Annotated in this window: 2 protein-coding genes and 2 pseudogenes; 2 read left to right on the forward strand and 2 right to left on the reverse strand. The window is 68.6% G+C overall.

Annotated elements, in window-relative coordinates:
• Positions 1-1,316: 1,316 nt before the first annotated feature.
• Positions 1,317-1,685: a VOC family protein gene (locus E1298_RS44145; RefSeq protein WP_131903343.1), complete on the reverse strand. Its 369-nt coding sequence runs from the start codon at positions 1,683-1,685 to the stop codon at positions 1,317-1,319.
• Between the two features lie 63 nt (positions 1,686-1,748).
• On the opposite strand from E1298_RS44145, the gene E1298_RS44150 reads away from it, so the two are divergent.
• Both E1298_RS44150 and E1298_RS44155 read left to right on the forward strand, forming a co-directional pair.
• Entirely contained in the window at positions 1,749-2,207 is a 459-nt protein-coding gene (locus E1298_RS44150) for a MarR family winged helix-turn-helix transcriptional regulator (RefSeq protein WP_131903344.1), read from the forward strand.
• Between the two features lie 65 nt (positions 2,208-2,272).
• Positions 2,273-3,524: pseudogene (locus tag E1298_RS44155) on the forward strand (IS701 family transposase).
• Positions 3,525-3,654: 130 nt separating this feature from the next.
• On the opposite strand, the pseudogene E1298_RS51630 reads toward E1298_RS44155, so the two are convergent.
• A pseudogene (locus E1298_RS51630) lies at positions 3,655-4,304 on the reverse strand (helix-turn-helix domain-containing protein); the annotation flags it as partial.
• Positions 4,305-4,776: the final 472 nt, after the last annotated feature.

The raw sequence follows: 4,776 nt of genomic DNA on the forward strand, positions 1-4,776 counted from the left end.
GTTCCAGACCCCCGGATGACCTCACGGCCACAGACATAAGAGCCGCATCGCCCCCCGCTCACCCCACCCCTGCCGACGAGCCGCTACGCCCGTCCGAACGGACAGTCACCGGCGCCAACCTGGACAAGCAGAGACAACAGCCCGACCAGCGCCCCGGAAAACCTCAACGGGCCCCACGACCCGACCGTCCAGACGAACCGCTACGCCCGCACACCCAGACGGCCACCCACACCAACCCGGACAAGCAGAGACGACAACCCCACCAGCACCTCAGGAAAGCCCAGCGGATTCACGACCCGATCGTCCAGCGGATGCCCGGCGAGGTACTAGCCAACGCAGCAGCGCACCAACCCCGGTGACGACGAGCTACGGGTCATCGAGCATCCGCTCCGGCAGGAAGTAGGCGAGGCCGCCCCGGGGACACATCAGGACCGCCCCGGCAGACAGCGGAAGCCCTTGCTCCTTCAAGCGCAGCAGTGAAACCACCAACCCGACTCCCGGACGAGACGCGGCAAGGCGACCCGCTCCGGAACCGTCCCCAGGTCGAGCATCCACAGGTAGCCCCGGAGAGCGTCCTCGGCCGCGACCGCAGCGCAAACCGGTAGTCCGGCACCAGGACTCTCGCGACAGCGGCGAAGACTCCGGCGAGGAGCCGAGAGCCGCAGGTCGATCCCATGGCATAGCCGCCGCCGTGCAGGTAGAGGACGGAAACGTCCGGCGTCGCCTCGGACGCCAACCGGAGCGCGGGCAGCCCGCCAACCTCGACCGGCCGGGCCCAGATCCCAGGCGGCGGATCGAACCGCGCCAGCAGCGCCTCGTAGGCGCCAGTCAACTCCTGCGCGTCACCATCGGCGGCGTTGTGGCTGCCAGAGCCGGGTGCGCCCGTCCCGTGAGCTCCCCACCGACGGACCACGTGATGGAGATCGCGTGTGCGGACACGGACGCCGGATGCGAAGACGCAGGACCGGAGACACAAGGGCCAAGACACAGGACCCCGGACGCAGGGACGCGGAGGCCGGGACGCGGAGGCCGGGACGCGGAGGCCGGGACGCGGGAACACAGCGCAGGCTCCAATGTGGCGGACGCGGGGACGCGGGGACGCGGGGACTCGAATGCGAACGCACGGGGACGCGAGGCGTCTCGCGCGAGAAATGCCGAGACGCCTCCAAAGACCTCGACCTCAACCCTCGCACCGACGCGCCAGCCTGGCCGACTCCGTCGACCGCGAAGAGCCAACAAAGTGTCGCCCGGATTCTCAAGCGTTAGGCGCCACCCGGTCTTCGGAGAGCGGTGATCGTCCGGCGGCGTTCGGCCTGTCAGGTGCGGTCGTGGAGAGTGATCTGGTAGCCGTCGGGGTCGGCGAAGGTGAAGGTCCGACCGAAGGGGCCGTCGATCGGTGCGGAGACGATGGTGTGACCGTCGGCGACCAGAGCGTCGTGAATGGCCTGGACGTCTGTGGCGTGGAGCCAGATCGCGGCACCGATGCCGGGCTGAGCAACCGATGCCAGGTCGGTGCCGGGAATGATGTCGCGGAGCGCGAACGCGATCGGTTTCGTGTCGAAGACGACGGCATGCGGAGGCCCGGTCGGCGAGCGGACGAGGCCGAGGTACTGCTCGTAGAACGCCTGCGAAGCGTCGAGGTCGCGCGCTTGCAGCGAGATGAAGTCGGGGCCGATGGCGGGCATGATGATACTCCTTCTTTTCATGTCAGTCTTCTGACACAGGTCAACCTATGTCAGAATGCTGACATGAGTCAAGACGGTGTCGGCGTCGACCTGGAGACGTCACTGGGCTACCTGCTGAAAGAGGCGTCGAGCGCGCTCCGCGCAGCCATGGAGGAGGTGCTGAGGCCGCTCGGGATGAGCGTGACGCACTACTCCTGCCTTGAGCTGCTGGCTCAACGACCGGGCTTGTCGAACTCCGAGCTCGCGCGGGGCGCGTTTGTGACCCGGCAGACGATGAACGTGCTGCTCCAGACCCTGGAACGAGAGGGCCACGTGACCAGGCCCGCGCAGGCACCCGTCGGGAAGGTTCTTCCCACGCGGCTCACGCCCCGCGGCCGACGGAAACTGGAGAAGGCGACCGTAGCGGTCCGGTCCGTCGAGGTCAGAATGCTGGGCGGCATGACCGAGACCGAGCAGTCAGACGCGTCCCGGATCCTGCGGAGCATGATCCGTTCCCTACGCGATGGCAACGACGGCGCCTAGTAGTGCTTTGTTAGGTCAGGTTGTTGTGGCTGTTGGGGGTCGGTTCTGCGTGCTGGGGTGGAGGCGTGGCTCCGGAGAAGCTTGCTTGTGTCCGTTGGCGGTTGGTGACGTTCGCGGCGGAGGTGTTCGCGCCACTGGCGCGTAGCGATCAGCGGGTCAAGGGCGTGATGTATCTGCGGGGGCTGCTGCTGGACGGACGGCGCAAGTCGATGCAGCCGATGGCCGAGCGGCTGGGTGCGGACCATCAGAGGCTGCAGCAGTTCGTGACGTCCTCGACCTGGGATGTCGGGGCCGTGCGGCGGCCGGCCCGGCGGGCGGTCACGGTGGTGGAGCCGGTGGCGTGGGTGGTCGATGACACCGGGTTCCCCAGGGACGGCAAGAGCTCGCCGTGTGTGGCGCGGCAGTATTCCGGCGCCCTGGGCAAGGTCGCCAACTGTCAGATCGGGGTCAGCGTGCACGCGGTCACCGACACCGCCTTGTGTCCGCTGAACTGACGGCTGTTCATGCCCAGGTCATGGGATCAGCAGGCCGTCGAGACGATGCCCGGCCAGCCGTGGTCGCCCGCCGGGGCCGTTGTGGGGTCCCCGCCGGCGAGCAGCACCGTCCCACGTGGATGATGGCTGTGCAGATGCTCGATGCTCTGGCCGAACAGGGCTTGCATCCGCCGTTGGTGGCCGCAGACGCCGGATACGGCGACAACAGCCAGTTCCGCAGCGCGCTGGACGAGCGTGGCATCGGCTACATCATGTAGGTCAAAGGCGACGCTTTGGCCCACCGACCCGGCGCGGGGCCGGTGGCGCGGGTCTGGTGGCGCGGGTCTGGTCCGGGCGCGGCCGGCCACCGACGCGATCCGACCCGCGCTACCCCGGCACCGCGGTCGGCCTGGCCGAGCACGTCACCGCGGCCGGACGCAGCGCCGCAGTGACGATCAACTGGCGTGAAGGCTCCAAGGACACGATGACCTCGCGGTTCATCTTTCTGCGAGTACGTCTGGCCGGGCACCGCGTCGCTCGTGCCGTGGGCGGCACCCTGCCTGAACGTTGGCTGGTCGCCCAATGGCCCGACAACCAACCCGAGCCGGTCAAGTACTGGCTGTCCAGCCTGCCCGCCGACACCGACCCCGCCGAACTGATCCGGCTCGGGAAGATCCGCTGGCGCATCGAACACGACTACCGCGAACTCAAGACCGGCCTTGGCCTGGACCATTTCGAGGGCCACTCCTGGACCGGCTGGCACCGCCACGTCACCCTGGTCACCGCCGCGCACCTGTTCATCACCACACTGCGCCTGGACCCAAAAGCGGCTGCGCAGGCCTGACGCTCTACACCATCATCCGCGAGCTGCAACCCCTACTCGCCACCTGGACCGGCGCGTGCCCCACCTGCCACCAAGCCATGAACCCCCACACAGCAGAAGACCGCCACAACCTAACAAAGCACTACTAGCGGACGCCGTGGGTGCGGGTGTAGGTAACCGGCAGTCGATCCGGTCTGCCCCACCGTCTCCAGCCAGCACCGTGGCAGGGCCGGATCGACAGCGGCCCGAATTGATCAAAGGCGAAGCACGGGTCCGGGAACCGGCGGGTCACCTTCTCGATCCGGTCGAGCTTGGCGTCGTAGGCGGGGTCGGGGTCGTTTGAAGTCTTCCAGTCGCGGGTGCGCTGAATGGTGATCCCGTGTTTGTGCAGCAACCCCCGCGGCCGCTCTCGCCCGATCTGCACCCTCCGGTGGCTGTGGGTGGCTAGGCGGTCGGCGAGTTTGCGCAGGCTCCAGCGGGTGAACGGGCACCCGAGCTTGGCCGGACGCGTTTGTGCCGTCTCGATGTCATCGTCGCTGATGCGGCGGGGACGGCCTCCCCCCAATTGGGGTCCAGACAGGCCAGCCCCCGCTCATTGAACGCGCGGATCACCTCGCGGACAGTGTCGGGATCCGCAGCGACCAGCCGCGCCATCACCGGAGCCGACGTCCCGGACGCCGGCGCCACGGTGATCACCGCCCGGCGGACCCGAAGCGAGTCGTGCTTATCCCGCCGCACGATCTGCTGCAGCCTGCGCACTTCGTCCTTGGTCAACCGCCGTGCCCTGACCGGCTCAACCACCAGCGCTCCTCACCCCTCGATGACAACCTGCCGCTATATCGAGCGGTGCGGCCGATCAACCCGCCCATCCCGGACCCAGCCCGGCGTGCCCCCAACCCGGCGAACGTTGGTGGCCACCGCATCAGAGCGCGGCGACATGGGGACGCGAGACGTCTCGTGTGAGAAACGCGGAGGCGCGAACACGAGACGGCAGAGGCAGGGCGTGTGGGGCTGGCCGCAGGAGCCGGGGACCTCGGGCGCGGACGCCAGGGCACGGAACCCAGACGCTGCGGCCCACAGACCGGGTGCCAGAGCGCGGTCGCGAGGGCACGGGCATGAGAGCACGGGCGCGAGGCAGGAAGCGCCGGAGCGCGGGCATGGTGGCGTGGACATGAGGCTCCGCGGACGCGCGGAACATGAGGCTAGAGCGAGGAGACGCAAAGACGCGGAGGCGAGGGGACGCGAGGACGGCCGGAACGCAGGGGACGCGGGG

This window comes from Actinomadura rubrisoli (assembly GCF_004349215.1).
In the GTDB taxonomy this organism is placed as follows: Bacteria; Actinomycetota; Actinomycetes; order Streptosporangiales; family Streptosporangiaceae; genus Spirillospora; species Spirillospora rubrisoli.

Coding starts and splice junctions, on each gene's coding strand:
- E1298_RS44145 (WP_131903343.1), bottom strand. CDS start 1,685: ATGCCCGCCATCGGCCCCGACTTCATCTCGCTGCAAGCGCGCGACCTC.
- E1298_RS44150 (WP_131903344.1), top strand. CDS start 1,749: ATGAGTCAAGACGGTGTCGGCGTCGACCTGGAGACGTCACTGGGCTAC.